Raw genomic sequence first — 17,241 nt, 5'->3', positions numbered from 1 at the left:
AAAATGGAAAAAATAAATATATTTTTAGGAAAAGGTGGGGTTGGTAAATCAACTTGTTCTTCAATGGAAGCCATTAAATTATCCAAATCGGATAATAAGGTTTTATTAGATTCTTTAGATCCTGCACATAACCTTCATGACATTTTTAATCAAACTTTTTCTAATAAGGTAAAAAAAGTTGTTGATAATCTATATATAAGAGAAAGTGATATATCTCTTTTGGGAAAGAAATATATTAAAGCAACACAAGAACAACTAAAAGGATTGTATCATTATCAACAATCATTAAATATTGATAGATATTTTTCTATTTTAAAATATGCTCCTGGTACTGAAGAATATGCTGCTTTGTTGGCATTAGAGAGATGTTTAACTGAAAAAAAATATGATAATGTCGTAATTGATACCCCACCAACAGCATTAACTTTAAAAACTTTAGCCCTTCCAAGTGTTAATTTACATTGGATTAATAGTTTAATAGAAATGAGAAGTGAAATTGTAAATAAGAAAAATACAATAAAAAACATTAGAAAAGAAAATCAAGAATTATTAAGTGAAGATCCAATTTATAACAGATTGCTTTCAATGAAGAGACGATATGATTCATTAAATGATAAACTTAAAGATTCAAACTTAGTTGAATTTGTTTTAATCCTTAATGAAGATGAATTAAGCTTTTCTGAGAGTTTGTTAATTAAAAAAGAAATGAAAGAACTAGCTTTTTCTATTGATAGAATTATTATAAACAAATCATCAAAAGATAATTTTGATTTTTATAATAGAATAAAAGAAGCTTTTCCTTCTTCAATAATTCAACTAAATCCTATGATTCAAGATAAATTATCAAATGTTGAAAAGCTTATAAATTATAACTTTGAATTTATTAGTCTAAATTAAAGTAAATCAGATTCTCCAATTTTAACAATTGAAAGTGTTTCTTTCATTATTATTGAACATTGAATAGAGGAATTTTCTAATTGTTGTTTGTTCTGCAAATGATTAAACATTTGCATTATTGCTAAATAGGTTTGTCTAGCTTGGTGTTGATATATTGTTGCTGATAAGGCTCCTGTAGCCAAATAATCTTTCATATTTTTTGTATATTCATGTCCAATTAATTTTATTTTGCCAACTTTATTTGCGTCTATTATTGCATCAGCAGCTGAAGAGAAGAACCCATTGGTAACATATATACAATTAAGCTCAGGATAATTAGAAATATTTTTTATAGCCATTTCATAAATATTTTTTTTAATCTCGCTGTTGCTTTCGCCTTCAATGTTTTCAGTCTTTAATACTTCAATTCCAAGTTTTTCTTGGTTTATTTTACTTATAAATCCGGCAACTCTTTCTTGAGTTCCTGTAAAACTTGCATTTGGTGAAAGAATTAGAGCATTCCCTTTTTCACAAGTATATAAAGAGGCCAATTTAGCTGATAATTGTCCTATTTGAAAATCGTTTGGACCAATATGAAAAGCTATACCTTTTGTTCTAGTTTTGTTAACTATTGTTGCAAAAGGCACATCGCTTGGAGGAGTTATTGCAGAAGATGAAAAATCATTTACTGCACAAAATATAATAGCATTAACATCCATTTCCAATAATTTTTTTAATGCTTGGTTTTGTTCGGCAAATCCATAACTGGTAGTTGGGATTTCAATTATATTAACTCCAAAAGGTTCAAGTTGTTTTCTTGCAGCTTTGATTCCTAATGGTATTTCATTCCAGAAATCTATATCTACAGCTGGATATGTTATTCCAATTGTTATTGGATTTTTTCTATATGATAATGCGCTAGCAATTTGACTTGGAGAATAGGAAAGCTCTTTGATTGCAGCTTGGACTTTCTTTAAGTTTTTATCTGAAACTTTACCGCGATTATGAATAACTCGGTCTACAGTTCCAGTAGAAACTTGTGCCAGCTTTGCAACGTCTTTTATAGTAATGTTTTTATTAACCATGTCTTCAATCATTTATATTTTTGCCTTATATTCATTTTTTCCAAAGTCTAAACAGTCTAATAAGTATATAGCTCCATCAAAATTTGTTTGTTCACCTTGTTCACACGCAATATTTGCTGAAGTCAATAAAAGCATATTTAAATTCTTTCCCCCAAAAGTAAGGCTTGAACTGTACTTACATGGAAGTTGAATAACATTGTTGATTTTACCCCCATTATTGAGTATTTTCAAGACTTTTCCTTCACCCCAAATACAAGTATAGATATTATTATCGTTATCAACTGTCATTCCATCAGGGACACCCTCTCCTTCATTTATAAAGAAAATTTGTCTATCTGAAATATTTCCCAATTCAATATTATATTTGTATTTGTAAATTGTTTTATTTTCTGAATCTGTGTGATAAAACACTGATTCATCACTTGAGAATCCCATACCATTACTGATATGAAGTCCTTGTTGGATTATTCTTGGATCTTTGTCTTTTTCAAAAACTATTAATCTACCTTTATCTGAGTTGTCATCACATTTGATTCCTGCAATAATTCTGCCTGTAGAATCACATATAGCATCATTGAAACGCTGATTAATTAATGGATATTCAATTAAAAAATTTGAATCTAAAAAATATTTATTATTCTCATTTAATACTTTGATTAACCCTTTCTCAGTTAAAAGAATTATTTCATCATTACAGTTAAAAACAAAAGCTCCAATACGGTACTGGGTTGATAAAATACATTTTACTTTTTTTTCATCTAAGTTGTATTTGTAGAGGTTGCCTTTTTCAATATCAACCCAGAAGAAAGAGTTCGAGCTTTCCATCCATAATGGATTTTCAGCTAATTCAAAATTATCATTTCCAACTCTATCTATTACCATTCAGTTACACTCCCATCTTCATTATATAATACATCATTTTTCCAATTATGGCCTTGTTTTGCCATTTCTCTTATTGATTCTTCGTTTACTTCAATACCTAATCCTGGTTTCTTTAATAGATTAACATACCCATTTTGATATTCAAATACTGAAGAGTCTTTAATATATTTTGACATTTCATTTCCATTGTTGTAAGCCATTCCTAAACTTTGTTCTTGGAAACAAGCATTTATAGAACAAAAGTCGACTTGTAGGCAAGAGGCAAGGGCGATTGGTCCAAGAGGACAATGAGGAGCTAAGCCAACATCAAAAGCTTCAGCCATAGTTGCGATCTTTCTAACTTCAGATAAACCTCCTGCATGGCTTAAATCTGGTTGAATAATATCAACATAACCTTCGCTTAGCATTTTTTTAAAGCCCCATCTAGTATAGTTTCTCTCTCCTGTAGCAAGTGGAATTGAACTAAAGCTGTGAATCTCTTTAAAAGCTTCTTCATTTTCAATTAATACGGGCTCTTCAATAAATAAGATATTGTATTGTTCTAATTCTTTTATTAAAGCTTTAGCCATTGATTTATGTGCTCTGCCATGAAAGTCTATAGCAATTCCAATTTTATTACCTAATTCTTTTCTTATTGCATCTACCTTTGAAACTAATAAATCAATTTGATCAAAATCATTATACCAATGACCTTTTTCTGTTCCAAACATCTTAACTTTTTTAAATCCTGCATCGTATCTTTTTCTTGCAGAAGCGGCTGCTTCTTCAGGAGTATTTGAATCAATCCAGCTATAAATTTCCATTTTATTTCTTACGCTTCCGCCAAAGAATTCATAAACAGGAAGATTAGCGGCTTTACCTTTAATATCCCATAAAGCTTGGTCTATACCAGACATTGCACTAGTTAAAACAGGACCACCTCTATAGAAGCCTCCTCTGTAAAGTGTTTGCCAAATATCTTCAATTTTGGTAGGATCTTTTCCTATTAATGTGTCTCCTAATTCATGGACACAAGCTTCAGTTGTGGCAGCTTTACCTTCAACAACAGGTTCTCCCCAACCAACAATTCCGTTATCAGTTTCAATTCTTAATAATAACCATCTAGGGATGATTTTAAAAGTCTCAATTTTGGCAATTTTCATATGCTTCAGCTCCATAGTAAGTGTTTTCTGGTAGAATAGGAAGTAAAGAACCTCCATCAACAACAACACAGTTTCCTGTCATATATGCACAATCCTCACTGCATAAAAAAGCAGCTATTTTAGCAACTTCTTTAGGGGAAGCAAAACGCTTTAGAGGAATTTTTTCCATTGAATTAAATATTGGATGATCTTTAGGCCAATCAACATTTGTATATCCAGGGCTAAGAGTAGTTACTCTAATACCATATTCAGCAAGTTCCATTGCAGCATTTTCACCAAATTTCTTAACAGCTGCTTTACTTGATGCATATATTGTTGCATTAGGCCAACAGCCATCAGTATGATTACTGCCAATGTTTAGTATAACACCTTTAGTATTATTTTTTACCATTAATCTTGCTGCTAGTTGTGTTCCAAAGAAACAGCCTTTAAAATCACAAAATATAACTTTTTTCCATTGTTCTTCTGTTGCTTCTAAAATAGGATAAAATTCACTTATTCCTGCATTGTTTACCATAACATCTATCGATTTAAACTCTTTTTCGAAGGTTGTAAACATTTTTTCTAAATCGGCATTTTTGCTTACATCAGCTTGAATTATTAAAGCCTTTGCGCCTCTTTTTTCAACTTCCTTTGCTGTTTCTTCTGCACCTTTGAGGTTGTGAAAATAATTTATACCAACGTTATAACCTTTATCTGCAAGTTCAATCGCAATTGCTTGTCCAATCCCATGACTTGCTCCAGTCACTAATGCATTTTTCATTGTTGCTCCTAAAATGTGTGCGCACACATTTTTTTTATTGATTACTAAAATTACATTATTATTATTACCCCAAAATTTGGATATTGCAAGTAAAAAAAATAAAAATAATGTTTGACAGATTAAAAATACGGGGGTAAACTTCAAAATATATAGGAAAAAGGTGCTTTTCGTTGTGTGTGCTTGTGTTACCGGACACACTAATTTAAAAAGCTTTTTTTACCTTAGTATTAAGAGGAGTGTGTATGACCACAGTCGAATTTCGAGGTATTAATAAATATTTTCCAGGAGTAAAAGCTTTGGACGATATATCCTTTACTGCTGTAAGTGGTAAAGTATATGCCTTTCTTGGAGAAAATGGGGCAGGAAAATCTACTTTATTAAAAATAATGAATGGAGATTATATAGCTGATAATGGTCAAATATTAATTAATTCTGAAGAATGTAATTTTGAAAATCCAAAAGATGCATTAAAGCATGGTATTAGTGTTATTTATCAAGAAAGACAAATTCTAAAAGAGATGACAGTTGCTGAAAATGTATTTTTAGGAGACTGGATTAGAAAGAGTAATGGTTTTATTGACTATGAAACAATGAATAAGAAAACTGCTGAAATTTCAAAAAGATTTGGGCTTGATATTGAACCTGATGAAAAAGTAAGTAAATTGAGCATTGCTTATCAACAAATGATAGAAATCATGAAAGCTATTAATCGTAATTCAGAGATTATTGCATTTGATGAACCTACTGCAGCTTTAAGTGATAAAGAGATTAAAATTCTTTTTTCAATTATTGAAAAATTAAAAGAAGAGGGAAAGGTTATTTTCTATGTTTCTCATAGAATGAATGAAATCTCAGAGATTGCTGATGATGTTATTGTTTTTAAAGATGGTTGCTTAGTAGGTGTTAAACACCAAAAAGATGTAACTGAAGATGAATTAATTCGTATGATGGTTGGTAGACCATTAGGTCAAATCTTTGATGAATTAGATAGAAATGAAGATATCGGAGATGTTTGTTTAGAATTTAAAAATGTTACTACCGACTATGTTGATGATGTTTCTTTTGTAGCTAGAAAAGGTGAAGTTTTAGGTTTTGCAGGCTTAGTTGGAGCAGGTAGAACTGAAATTATGAATGCTGTTTTTGGTATAGATGAAGTAAAGAGCGGTGAAATACTTTTAAATGGTAACCCTATTGTAGTTAAGAATCCTGAACAAGCAATAAATTATGGAATTGCACTTGTTCCTGAAGATAGAAAGGATCAAGGAATTTTACCAAATATTTCTGTTCAAGGTAATATTTCAATTTCAATTCTTAAATCATTACTTAATAAATTTGGTTCAATTAATGAAAAGAAAGAATTAGAAATTGCTAATGAAAAGATAAAGAAATTGAATATTAAAACACCAGATGCTCAAAAAATTATTTCTCAATTATCAGGTGGAAATCAACAAAAAGTTATTTTAGCTAGATGGCTGGAAACAAATCCTCAAGTATTAATTTTGGATGAACCAACAAAAGGTATAGATGTTGGTGCAAAAGCTGAATTTTATAATATTATTCAAGATTGTGCAAAATTAGGAATGGCTGTAATTGTAATATCTTCTGAATTACAAGAAGTTATTGGTTTAAGTCATAGAATTGTTGTAGTTAAAGAAGGTCGTATTTCAGGTGAGTTGCTTAGAAAAGATGCAACAGAAGAGAGCGTATTAAAATTAGCCATGGCTAGTCATAAAAAGGAAGAAAAATAAAATGAATAATAGTTTAGTTAATAGAATCAAAAAATCTGATTTTGCTAATAAAATGACATTGATCGTTGCTTTAATAGTATTAGTATTTTTGTTTTCAATTCTGAATTCGCATTATTTTACTATGCAGAACTTGGTAAACATTCTTGTTACTTGTTCTTTAATGGGTTTCATTGCAATTGCTGAAACATATTTAATTATTGCAAATCAAATTGATTTATCTGCTGGTTCTGTAGCCGCTTTCTCAGGTGTTTTTGCAGCTTTATTAGTTTCTACAGGTATGAATCCTGTTTTAGTATTAATTTTAACTGTTTTAATGGGTTGTGTTGTTGGTGTTGTTAATGCGTCATTTATCAATTTCTTAAAGATTGAACCTTTTATTGCTACTTTAGCTTCAATGTCAATTTTCAGAGGTTTAGCTTATATCCTTTGTAATGGTAAAGCTGTTCCAATTAATGATATGGGATTTATCCATTTAGGAACTTATAAAATTATTGGTAAAATTACTCTTCCAATTATTTTATTAATTATAGCTTTCTTTGTATTTAGTTATGTTTTAAAGAAAACTTATTTTGGTAGAAGTGTTTATGTACAAGGTGGAAATCCATATGCTGCAAGATTAGCAGGATTAAATCCAACTAAAACAATATTTAAATTATATATCATGTCTGGTGCTTTAGCAGCTTTAGCAGGTGCTCTCTTAGCAGCAAGAATGAATTCTGGACAACCTTCAGCTTGTGTAGGTCTTGAATTTGATGGTGTTACAGCAGCGGTTTTAGGTGGTTGTGCATTTACTGGTGGTGTTGGAACAATGCTTGGTACCTTTATTGGTATGTTAATTCTACAATGTTTTAATACAGGTCTTGTTATGATGAATGTTCAAGTATTCTGGCAAAATGTTGCTCAAGGTTCATTGTTGATTGTAGCTTTAGCTTTTGACTTATTAAGAAAGAGTTCAGCAAGAAAGAAAGAATTAGCCGAAATTAAGGCAAATAGATAAAAAAGTTTAATAGTGGGAAAGGCCCACATAAAAAGGAGTTCTTATGAATAAAAAATGGAAATTATTAGTTTCATTGATGGTAGTTTTGTGTAGTGTAGCACCTATTTTTGCACAGGGATCTTCAGAAGATAGTGCAAATGACCAATTAGTTATTGCAGGTATCTATAAGATGGGCGATGCAGAGTGGTTCTTACAAGAAGGTGAAGCTGCAAGAAAAGTAATCGAAGAAGCTGGTGGAAAATTCATGTATATGGATGCAGGTCTTGATGGTGCTCGTTATATGGAAATGTTAGATAATGCTATTACACAACAAGTTGATGGTGTATTAACATGTACTCCAGACCAAAACTTATCAAAAGCTGCAGTAAATAAATTAAAAGAAGCTGGAATCCCTGTTATTGCTTGTGATGATGCTCTTCAAGATGAAAATGGTAACAAATTAGCACCATGGGTAGGTATTGATGCTTATAACATTGGTAAAAGCGTTGGTGAATGGTCTGTAGATTACATTAACAAAAACAATTTAGCTAATGATCCTGATTTTGCTATTATGTTCTTAACAGCTGATACAGTTTCTTCTTGTGTACCAAGAACTGATGGTCAATATGAAACAATTGTAAAAGCTTTCCCTAATTTCGAAAGTGAAGGTAAATTATTTAGAGCTGACCACGATACAACAGCTGCAAAAGGTAATGAAGCTGCATCAACAGTTATTGCTGGTAACCCACAAATTAAAAAATGGTTAATTTTAGGTGTATCTGATGATGGTGCTCAAGGTGCTGCTCGTGCTCTAGAAGCTGTAGGTTTAGTTGATGGCTCAATGTGTGTTGGCTTAGGTGGATATTTTGCACCAGAAGAATTTGCTAAAGCATCTTCTCCTTTTAAAGCTTGTGCTTATTTCTCTGCTAAAGATGTAGGTGGTACATCAGCAAAACAAATGATGGATTATTTACAAAACGGAACAGCAATTCCTGAAGTATATGCTGCAGGTGCTATAATTGTTGAACCAGATGATGATTTAAATGCTATCATGCCTGAATATATGTAGTATTTAATTAGTATTTGAAGTTATGTATGGCTACAGTATTTTTACTGTAGCCTCTTTTTTATTTTATAAATAGAAAATTTTATAAGCATAAATATTGATTTATAAAATTTATGATTATAAACTTTTTTAGGAGCAATTATGAAATTAGAAAATGATAATATTAGTATAGAATGTTTAACTGACCATGGTGGTAAATTAAGTTCAATTTTTGATAAAGAAAAACAGTTTGAGTTTTTATTTCAAAATCCAAAAACTAATTATAGTAAGGCTGAAGTTTATAGTGATTTTTCATTATTTGAAGCCTGTGGTTTTGACGATACTTTTCCCTCAATTGATGCTCAAGAAGTAATCTTTGATAACAAAAAAATAGCTTATCCAGATCATGGTGAAATTTGGTCTGCTAATATGAAAGCAATAAATTTGAGAGATAAGATTAAACTAGAATATGACAGTGTTATATTACCTTATCATTACAAAAAAACAATTTCTCTAAAGAAAAATGGTGTTAAGATTGATTATTTTATAAAAAATACTGGTGATTTTGATTTCCCTGGTTTCTATACTTTTCATTGTTTAGTTGATTCCAAACCCGCAATAGAATTAATTACTCCAAAAGATTGTAATGAGGTAAAAATAGTATTTCCATCCTCACGATTTGAACAAGATGAATGTGTAAATTATCCAATTGCAAAAAATAGTATTGATTTATCAAAACCTACTTTATTAAACAAAAATGAATGTGAAAAGTTTTATTTTACAAAACCTCTTAAAGAAGGGGTAATTGGCTACGATTATAAAAATGAAAGAGTAAAACTTTTAATATCTTTTGATAGTAAAAAATTGCCTTATTTAGGATTTTGGAATACTCAAGGTGGATTTAGATCTGATTATAATTTTGCACTTGAGATGAGTAATGGTTATTATGATTCAATAGATATTGCAAGAAAAAATAATGCCTGCCCAATTTTAAAAACTGGTGAAGAATTTTCTTTTTCAATTGAGTTTGATATAGAAAAATATTAGCAACAATTTTTTTAATATAAAAAGAGTGCTTAAAAAACATATTGTTCTTTAAGCACTTTATATAACTGTAATTTAGTAATTTTTTAGAAGCTTTTAGTCTTTCAAAATTAGTTTAGCTCTGAAATGGCTATTATCTTCTTCTAAAGCTTGGTTAAGGTATTTTTTATATTTTTCATTATTCATTCCTAAATTACCTAAAGCTAATAGGAAATTACAATGAATTTTATTTTTCTTATCTAGATCTTCATCAAATAATTGTAAATCTGGTAATGAAACTGCAAAATAATCTAATTTAATGTGATCAAAGTAATGTTGTTCACCATAATCTATAAGTTTATTAAAGCAACTTCTAGCTTCAGGCTCATTGTTTAAGGCCCTAAATGCAAGTCCTTTATAATAAATCATATCTGCTGGTTGGTCATAATAATAAAGAATACCTGCTGGTTCACTGTTTCCAAGTGTTGCTTTTTCAAAACATTCATTAGCTTTATTATCATTATTTAATCCTTGATAAGCTATTCCAAGATAGTAGTAAATATCATTAGATTTATTTCCCTCTAGGATGCCCTCCCCTAAGTTGTGAGGATAAACAAGAGCTTGATAAAGAAGATCTAAAGCATTTTGATAATTTTTATTTTCAATTTCTTCAATTGCTAATTCTCTTAGAGCAAGAGTATATTGAGTTGAAACTTTACCTTCTCCTCCTTCCCAAGGATTAAAAATATTACTCATGATAAAATCATATGCTTCTTTATGTTTTTTACTTAAATTTAATAGAGTTGCATATTCACATTTTAAATCACTTCTTTCTTTAACTAAATTTATAAATTTTTCATATAAATCTAATCTAAAGTTAATTGATTTACCAATTTTCTTATACATTTGATCTAATTCAAAGAATAATCTTGAATCAGTAGAATCTAATTTAAAGGCTTTTTCAATTTCTGCTTTAGCTTTTTCAACTTCATTATATTTATTAAATAATATAATTGATAAGTTTCTATGAACTGATGAGAAATTATCATTAATTTCAGCACATTTAGACCAAACAGTTTTTGCTTCTTCAAATCTCATATTATTGTAATGCATATTTCCTAAAAGATATAAAGCTTTATCATTATTAGGATCAGCTTTTATAACTGTATTTAAAACAATTTCATCTTGAATTCCATTAGCAAAGAAACTGTTAATAGCTGTTTTATTTGCATTTTCTAATTGTGCTGTAGCATCAAGATTAGCTTTTATTAAACAATATGCTTTGTAATATTCAATCATAATGTTTTCACATTTGCATTTATTTAGTAATTCTAAAGCTAGAGTTTCATTTTTAGTATCTACAAGGAAAGAACTTATACTTAAGAAGGTATTAATTCTTGTGAAATCAAAGATAACTGAAGAATCCATTAAACTTAATAAGTAATAGGAAATAAAATCAAAACTATTATCTTCTAAATTTTCTTTAGCTACTTTTTTAGCTTTTTCTTCTTCATTTAGTTTCATTAGTAGAAGAACTTTTAAGCCTCGAGCTAGATAATTCTTAGTATTATATTGTAATGCTTTATTTACAAATTCAAGAGCTTTTAAATATTCTTTTTTTCTAGTTTCTAAAATAGCAATTTCATAGAAACCTACTGCTGCTTCACTTTGCATCCAGGTTCCTTTAAAGAAATATTCATATGCTGCATCATATTTTTCTTGATATTTTAGGGCATATCCTAGATATACATAAGCTTCGCTATCATATGGATTTGGATGTAATTTGGTTAATCTTTTTATAGCTGTTTTAAAATGTTTTTCAGCTTTTTCAAATTGACCTCTTCTTAATAATAAAGAGCCATAAGCAATGTTACATCTAATATCATTCTCATCTCTTTTTAAACCTTCAAGATAATAATCATCAGCTATAAATGTAGCATGTCTATATTGTTCAATATGTTGACCTGTTAAATATAATTCTTCAGTTGTTCTTATATCTTTTGGTGCTTCAGCAGGTTTTTGTGGTTTTGGTAGAGGTGTTAATTCTGTCTCTTCTTCTTGGTAACAAATCAATTCTTTACCATCAAGATTTGAAATTATTAATTTTAAATCTTCTTTAGAACAGCTAATAGCCTTAATTGATTTTGATAAAATATCATTTGGAGAGAGTAGAACTTTTTCATTAAAATAAACTTTATCCCCAATTAAAGAAACTATACATTCATTTTCGCCTGTAGAATAAATTTTAAAACTTGCAGTATTTTCTTCAACTTCTAAATTTAAAACATAATCAGTGTTAGCATTTTTAACTGCACCGATTTCTTTATAAGGCATAAAGTATTGATTAAATTCTTTTTCTTCATATGGTTTTAACCAAGAAAAATCAGGTTGGTTATCTGTAAATACACCAGTCATTAATTCAATATATGGGCCATTTTTATCAGTTAAGTTTCTATCCCATGCTTGACCAAAATCTCCATTACCCCAAGTCCATTGTTTTTTGCCTGGAGAAATATGATGATCTGCTACATGTAATAACCCAGCATTTTTTCCATAGTCATAATTACCTACAAAGTCATATTTACTTTTATATGCCATATAGCTAGTAGGTACAGGAATGTTTTTATATCTAGAAATATCAACACCCATTTTATAATCATGTTTATAATATTCACCTGTAGCAATAGGAAATTTTGAAACAGCTCTTTTCCCATGATCATAAACAGCTGTTACATCTGGTGGAAAAATAGATTGAGTATTATCATTTACTGCTACAGCAGGGTTTGCCCACCATAAGAAAGTTTGATTTTCACATGTTGGGTTAAATAATCTAGCATTAATTTTGATATAACTTTTATCTTTGTATAAAGTAAAACTAGTAACTACATTTGTTCCATTCATTCTATCAAAATCATAGAGAATTGCACTTACACTTCCATCTTCGTTTTCTTTTATTTCATATTCACATTTCATAAAGGTGGTTGGTCTGTGATGTTGTGGCCAGTTAAATTCAATTCCTCCAGAAACCCAAGGTCCAAGTAATCCAACTAGTGCAGGTTTAATTACCTCATTATGATAAACAAAATCATAGTTATTTGTTTTATCAATTGCTTGATGAATTTTTCCCCCAATTTCAGGTAAAATTAAAACTTTTATATAATCATTTTCAAGATATATACCAATATATTCTTTATCTTGTTTTTTATTAGTTAGTGTATCAATTATTGGGTAGGGATACACTTTACCACTAGAAGCTTGATATGTTCTTTTTTCAAAAAACATAGGGTTTTTATTTTCTTTTCCAATCCCATAAGTGGGTATTGTAATCATTTCTTTCCATATTTTAGAATTATTCATTAAAAATCCTCCATCAATAATAATTTACCATTAAGTTAGTGAGAAATAAATATTTATAATTGCTAAAATATTTCAAAAAATTGCTATTTTTCTATTTAAATTTTTGTGGCTTAAATTTTATTTAAAAATTGTAATTTATTGTATTCTATTAAGATATATGATAAATTAATAAAAAAGTAATTTTTAAAAAATTTTAATATATTGCGAGAAATAATAAAAATGAAAGTTAATGAAAAAGGTGTATTGAAAGAATCAGAAATATTTTTCCATAATCCTAGTCAATTATCACAAAAAATGTATTTTAATATCATTTGTTGTGGGAACTTTTCTTGCGATAATCATTACCTAGTAAAAAGAAATAATTATTATAGTTTTCTATTAATTTATGTTATTAAGGGTAGAGGTTTTTATAAAGTTGATAATAAGATTAATTATATCAAGCAAAACTCTATTACTTTAATTGATTGTAATAAGCCTCATGAATATGGTACTCATACTGGTTGGAAAATATTTTGGGTTCATTTTAATGGCAAATTAGCTATGGATTGGTATAATCAAATTTATCATAAGACTCAAGGTTATAAAGAATTAATCAATACTGCTAATACTTTTGAAAATATGAAAAAAATAATTGATTGTTTAAAATATAATAATGGAAGTAATGAAGCTTTAATAAATAAATTAATTGTTGATATTTTAAGTGAGTTTTTGATTGAAGAAAATGTTGAATCTCAAGAGAATCCTTTTCAAACTATTGTTGGTTATATAAACAATAATTTAAATAAAAATATTACAATTGATGAATTAGCGAAAAGAGCTTATATGTCAAAATATCATTTTATTAGAACGTTTTATAAGGAGGTAGGATATACTCCTCATGAATTTATAATTAATTCTAGAATAAATGCAGCAAAATTTTATCTATCGACTTCCAATAAATCAATTAAAGAAATTATATATATTTGCGGTTTTAAAACAGAGAGTGCTTTTTCTAGTTCTTTTAAAAAAATTGTAAAAATATCGCCATCAAAATTTAGACAGATAAATAAATAAGTTAATTAATTTTTTGAATTTATCCAATCAATTATTTTATTATATGCGGTATCAATTCCATGATATTTATGAAATTCTTTTTTTAATCTATTAACATCTAGCTTATTTAAACTTCCAATTTTTTCAGTTATCCATTTTTCATTAAAGTCAGTTAATTCTCCCATATATCCACCTTTTGCTTCTGCAACTTTTTGAGCATTAAATCGTCTTTCAAAAATAGCTCCTGGGGAAATAATTAATGGAACTCCTGCTTCAAGAGATTGGGTTATGGTATTTAAACCTCCATGGCAAATTGTAACTTTACAATGGGGTAAAATTTCTGAAGCTTGAACATATTTTACAAAATAAATATTTTTGATATTAAATTCTTTACAAATTGATTGGGAAGCTACATAGCAAACTGTATTTTTCATTTTATTAATTACTTTAGGTAAAATTTTTATTACTGTTGGGATGTTTATAGAGCCTGTACCAAAATAGCAAAATATATATTTTTTGTTAGGCTCTGGTATAAATTTTATTTTAGTTTTTTGAATTGGTTCTAATAAATTCCCAGTATAACAAACATCCATTTCGTTAGAGTCTGTTGTGTCTAATTTAGGGATTGAAGGTATTAATTTTAATACATTTTTCCCAAAAGCGAGTTCGTAAGGTTCAATATGATCTTTGATTGAATATTTTTTTAATACTCTATTTATTCTTCTTTTGATTTTTTTATAGAAAAAGGAATCTTTCCCATTACTAGAAATTTTTGCGTATGTAGTAATCATTGGTATATTCATAATATATGCACTAACATAAGAGGCTAATTCCATTTCTGTTAATATAGCATCTGGCTTAAATTCTTTTATTGTTTCAATTTCTGATTTAACTAATTTTAAAATACTTTTTGTTTTGTTATATCCTGTAAAATTAAATAATAGCCAAATATTTCCAACAGCACGTCCTTTCTTAGCAGGTGGAGATAAATTTTTTGACCTTTTACTAATAATATTTGATAAGAATTTTGGTAAACTTAATATTGTCATTTCTGGGATTTCATAAGTTTTAAACCCTTTCTCAATTAAAGTTTCTTTTACATATCCAGAGGCACAAAAAGCAATTGAATGTCCTTCTTTGATAAATTTATTTGCTATAGCCATTAATCTTGTGAGACTTCCCCAAGATCCTGTAGGAGGTGAAAATATTGGTATTAATAAATTCATAAGTTTTTCCCCCTTAAATAATATTTATAAAAAATTATGATTGATAATAGTATTTTTAGTTTCTTTTATTTTAAAAATAATATCATACATAAATGATTGGAACTAGCAAAATGCTTATATATTTTTTGTATATCTACATTTTGGATAATTTGAGCAGCCGTAAAATTTTCCATATTTTCCAGTACGAAGTATTAATTTTGCACCACAATTTGGACAGATTAATTTCTGTGATAAAGCGTGTCTGTGATTTAAATTTTTTTGAATATTTTTCTTATGAGTGCTTTGTTTTATATTTTGTTTTTTTGCCATAAGTTTTAATTCAGATGCAATTTTTTTAGTATTTTCAATTGTTAAATATGGTTTTTTATTTTTTATGATAGTTCTTAGTAATTCATGGGTGTAAATTACTGGAGTTGTAGAAATTATATTTTTTAATGTTGCATCTCCTGTAAAAACAATTATTGAATAAAAGGGTATATTATTATACTCAAAATTTGATTTTAGAAAATTTTTTATGGTATAAATATGTGAGTAATTTTGTTTTATAGGATTTCTAAAATTGTTTCTCTCATTAAATATTACTTGAGTCCAATAGGCATTTCTTTCATCGCCAAAAATCCATCCACTATAATTTTTTGTCTCTATAACAAAAATTCCATAAATAGAAATTATAATATGATCAATTTGGGTACTTCCAAAATTATTTTTTATAGTTAAATTATTTATTATAATATATTTTTTTGAATTTAATTTTTTTAGGATATTTGCAACTTTTGCTTCACCTTTTTTTCCTTTAATAATCGGGTTATTGTGTTTTTCATATAGAATATAAAAAATAAAAAAGATGAATATAAGTATTAATATAAAATTCATAATAGAGACCTTTTATAGTTAAAAAACTATAAAATATATAATAAAGGATTTTTTTGGTATTGCAAATGAATTAATTTAAGTATTAATAATGTTATAATTTGCTTTTTTATAATTAATATATAAATTTTTTATTGAAATTGTGCATATATTCGATAAAATATAACTATAATTTAATTAAAAAATGTAATAATAGGCAAACTATATGTTAAAATAGATATTTAATTAATATACTTTTCTTAATATATTTTTAATAGAAACTAGAATTATAAAGGAGATAATTAATATGATTTTAGAAGAATATTATACTCTTTCAAATGGAGTTAAAATTCCAAAACTTGGCCTGGGTACTTGGTTTATTAATGATAAAGATGTAACAGGCGCTGTCAAAGAAGCTATTAAAATTGGATACAGACATATAGATACAGCTCAAGCTTATAGAAATGAGAAAGGTGTTGGTCTTGCAATCAACGATTGCGGGGTTAAAAGAGCAGATCTTTTTGTAACAACTAAACTTGCTGCAGAAGTAAAATCTTATAAAAAAGCAGTAGAGTCAATTGATAAATCTCTTAAGAAAATGAATCTTGATTATATTGATATGATGATTATTCATAGTCCACAACCTTGGACTAAATTTAGAGAGAGTGATAGATTTTTTGAAGGTAATCTTGAAGCTTGGAGAGCTTTAGAAGAAGCTTATAAAGCTGGTAAATTAAGAGCTATTGGTCTTTCAAATTTTGAAGAACAAGATTTAGATAATATTATAAATAATAGTTCAACAAAGCCTATGGTTAATCAAATTTTAGCTCACGTAAGTAATACTCCATTTGATTTAATAAAATATACTCAAGATAAAGATATTTTAGTTGAAGCATATTCACCTGTTGCACATGGAGAATTACTCAAGAATAAAGAAGTTGCAGCAATTGCTGGAAAATATAAAGTTTCAATTCCTCAATTATGTATTCGTTATGATCTTCAATTAGGTCTTTTGCCATTACCTAAAACTGCAAATCCAAATCACATGAAAAACAATGCTGATCTAAACTTTGTTATTGAAGCTGAGGATATGGAAACATTGAAAAATGTTGAAAAAATTAAGGATTACGGAGAAGCTAGCATGATGCCAGTATATGGTGGTAAACTTAATTTAAAATCAATGATTTCAATGATTAAACCAAAAAAGAATAAATAATTTAAACCTTTTTGATATTAT

The 17,241-nt window shown here is 28.1% G+C and carries 14 protein-coding genes; 7 read left to right on the top strand and 7 right to left on the bottom strand.

The window, feature by feature from the left end:
• Window positions 1-3 precede the first annotated feature (3 nt).
• Entirely contained in the window at window positions 4-897 is an 894-nt protein-coding gene (locus ACZ5RS_RS01795) for an ArsA family ATPase (RefSeq protein WP_464637163.1), read from the top strand.
• On the opposite strand, the gene ACZ5RS_RS01790 is transcribed toward ACZ5RS_RS01795, so the two are convergent.
• Genes ACZ5RS_RS01790 through ACZ5RS_RS01775 form a run of 4 tightly spaced genes read right to left on the bottom strand, consistent with a single transcriptional unit; the run spans window position 894 to window position 4,748 of the window.
• On the bottom strand, window positions 894-1,973 hold the full coding sequence (locus tag ACZ5RS_RS01790; protein WP_464637162.1) for a substrate-binding domain-containing protein: 1,080 nt from the start codon (window positions 1,971-1,973) through the stop codon (window positions 894-896). The two genes, ACZ5RS_RS01795 and ACZ5RS_RS01790, sit on opposite strands and share 4 nt — an antisense overlap.
• Complete coding sequence (locus ACZ5RS_RS01785; protein WP_464637161.1) at window positions 1,974-2,843, bottom strand: SMP-30/gluconolactonase/LRE family protein; 870 nt, start codon at window positions 2,841-2,843, stop codon at window positions 1,974-1,976. It abuts the gene before it with no gap.
• Window positions 2,837-3,985 (bottom strand): galactonate dehydratase, encoded by a 1,149-nt coding sequence (gene dgoD / locus ACZ5RS_RS01780; protein WP_464637160.1) that lies wholly within the window; start codon window positions 3,983-3,985, stop codon window positions 2,837-2,839. Before dgoD ends, ACZ5RS_RS01785 begins: the two co-directional genes overlap by 7 nt.
• Window positions 3,966-4,748 carry an SDR family NAD(P)-dependent oxidoreductase gene (locus tag ACZ5RS_RS01775; RefSeq protein ID WP_464637159.1) on the bottom strand — a complete coding sequence of 261 codons (783 nt, stop codon included), beginning with the start codon at window positions 4,746-4,748 and terminating at the stop codon, window positions 3,966-3,968. The genes dgoD and ACZ5RS_RS01775 overlap by 20 nt, the downstream gene beginning before the upstream one ends.
• A 242-nt stretch (window positions 4,749-4,990) precedes the next feature.
• Between ACZ5RS_RS01775 and ACZ5RS_RS01770 the strand changes: the two genes are divergently transcribed.
• The 4 genes from ACZ5RS_RS01770 to ACZ5RS_RS01755 all read left to right on the top strand — a co-directional run bounded on the left by ACZ5RS_RS01770 (window position 4,991) and on the right by ACZ5RS_RS01755 (window position 9,564).
• The gene (locus tag ACZ5RS_RS01770; RefSeq protein WP_464637158.1) at window positions 4,991-6,496 is read left to right on the top strand and encodes a sugar ABC transporter ATP-binding protein; all 1,506 of its coding nucleotides are present in this window, start codon (window positions 4,991-4,993) and stop codon (window positions 6,494-6,496) included.
• A 1-nt stretch (window position 6,497) separates the two neighbouring features.
• A complete protein-coding gene (locus ACZ5RS_RS01765) occupies window positions 6,498-7,493 on the top strand; it encodes an ABC transporter permease (protein ID WP_464637157.1) in 996 nt (331 codons plus the stop codon).
• A gap of 43 nt (window positions 7,494-7,536) precedes the next feature.
• Entirely contained in the window at window positions 7,537-8,541 is a 1,005-nt protein-coding gene (locus ACZ5RS_RS01760) for a substrate-binding domain-containing protein (RefSeq protein WP_464637156.1), read from the top strand.
• 138 nt (window positions 8,542-8,679) lie between these two features.
• Window positions 8,680-9,564, top strand: a complete 885-nt coding sequence (locus ACZ5RS_RS01755; RefSeq protein WP_464637155.1) for an aldose epimerase family protein — start codon at window positions 8,680-8,682, stop codon at window positions 9,562-9,564.
• Between the two features lie 93 nt (window positions 9,565-9,657).
• Here ACZ5RS_RS01755 and ACZ5RS_RS01750 read toward each other — a convergent pair whose 3' ends face one another.
• Window positions 9,658-12,897: a DUF5107 domain-containing protein gene (locus ACZ5RS_RS01750; RefSeq protein ID WP_464637154.1), complete on the bottom strand. Its 3,240-nt coding sequence runs from the start codon at window positions 12,895-12,897 to the stop codon at window positions 9,658-9,660.
• A gap of 219 nt (window positions 12,898-13,116) precedes the next feature.
• On the opposite strand from ACZ5RS_RS01750, the gene ACZ5RS_RS01745 reads away from it, so the two are divergent.
• Window positions 13,117-13,950, top strand: coding sequence for an AraC family transcriptional regulator (locus tag ACZ5RS_RS01745; RefSeq protein ID WP_464637153.1), 834 nt, complete (start codon window positions 13,117-13,119; stop codon window positions 13,948-13,950).
• Window positions 13,951-13,955: 5 nt separating this feature from the next.
• Here the strand turns inward: ACZ5RS_RS01745 and ACZ5RS_RS01740 are convergent, their stop codons facing one another.
• Together ACZ5RS_RS01740 and ACZ5RS_RS01735 are read right to left on the bottom strand one after the other, a co-directional pair.
• On the bottom strand, window positions 13,956-15,155 hold the full coding sequence (locus tag ACZ5RS_RS01740) for a glycosyltransferase (RefSeq protein WP_464637152.1): 1,200 nt from the start codon (window positions 15,153-15,155) through the stop codon (window positions 13,956-13,958).
• A gap of 114 nt (window positions 15,156-15,269) precedes the next feature.
• Window positions 15,270-16,028, bottom strand: coding sequence for an NERD domain-containing protein (locus ACZ5RS_RS01735; RefSeq protein WP_464637151.1), 759 nt, complete (start codon window positions 16,026-16,028; stop codon window positions 15,270-15,272).
• A gap of 283 nt (window positions 16,029-16,311) precedes the next feature.
• On the opposite strand from ACZ5RS_RS01735, the gene ACZ5RS_RS01730 reads away from it, so the two are divergent.
• Entirely contained in the window at window positions 16,312-17,220 is a 909-nt protein-coding gene (locus ACZ5RS_RS01730; RefSeq protein WP_464637150.1) for an aldo/keto reductase, read from the top strand.
• Window positions 17,221-17,241 lie beyond the last annotated feature (21 nt).

The organism is Pleomorphochaeta caudata, from assembly GCF_055395745.1.
The sequence above is the reverse complement of the archived record's forward strand: the minus strand, read 5'-3'. Positions and strand labels throughout refer to the sequence as shown.